The organism is Lentzea indica (assembly GCF_012184385.1).
In the GTDB taxonomy this organism is placed as follows: domain Bacteria; phylum Actinomycetota; class Actinomycetes; order Mycobacteriales; family Pseudonocardiaceae; genus Lentzea; species Lentzea indica.
On the sequence record NZ_VSRL01000606.1, the window covers coordinates 1 to 606 of the forward strand.

Genomic DNA, 606 nt, shown 5'->3' on the forward strand with positions numbered 1-606 from the left:
GGCTGGCTGTGGACCATCGCCGCCCGCAGGCTGATCGACGCCTTCCGCCGCCGCGCGCACCACGCTCAGCCGCCTGCCGCCGCCGCACCTTCGCGCACCACGCCTGCCGCCGAGGAGTCGGTGCTGGACGGGGTGTCGGCGACGAGATCGGGGACGCGCTGCGCAGGCTGGCCCCGGAGTTGCGGCAGGTGTTGCAGGCGATGGTGCTCGACGGGCTTTCGGTGCGGGAGACCTCGATGCTGCTCGGGGTGCCGGAAGGCACGGTCAAGACGCGTGCTCGGCGGGCGCGGATCGCGATGAGGGAGGCCCTCGCATGAACACACGCCACCTGGGCGCTTCCCAAGCACACGCCAGGCGAGCACGGACTGCGACGAAGGAGGCCCTGACATGACCCCACGCCACCCGAGCGAGCAGCTGCTGCGTCGCTATGCGCGCGGCGACGACGACATCGCTGCCGACCAGCTGTGGGCTGTCGAGTCGCATCTGGAGACCTGCGCCCCGTGCCGCGGCCGCCTCGCCCCGGAACCGATCGCCGCAACGGTGTGGGCCGACCTCGCGCCGCTCATCGACCGCACACCGCAGATGCCGCGCGCACGGGCGTGGCGG

1 protein-coding gene and 1 pseudogene are annotated in these 606 nt (G+C 73.1%); both read left to right on the forward strand.

The genetic code is table 11. The features are described 5' to 3' along the window. A pseudogene (locus FXN61_RS49920) lies at window positions 1-317 on the forward strand (RNA polymerase sigma factor); the annotation flags it as partial. A 70-nt stretch (window positions 318-387) separates the two neighbouring features. Continuing rightward, window positions 388-606: zf-HC2 domain-containing protein (locus FXN61_RS49925; RefSeq protein ID WP_188136353.1), on the forward strand; the 219-nt coding region annotated here is incomplete at its 3' end.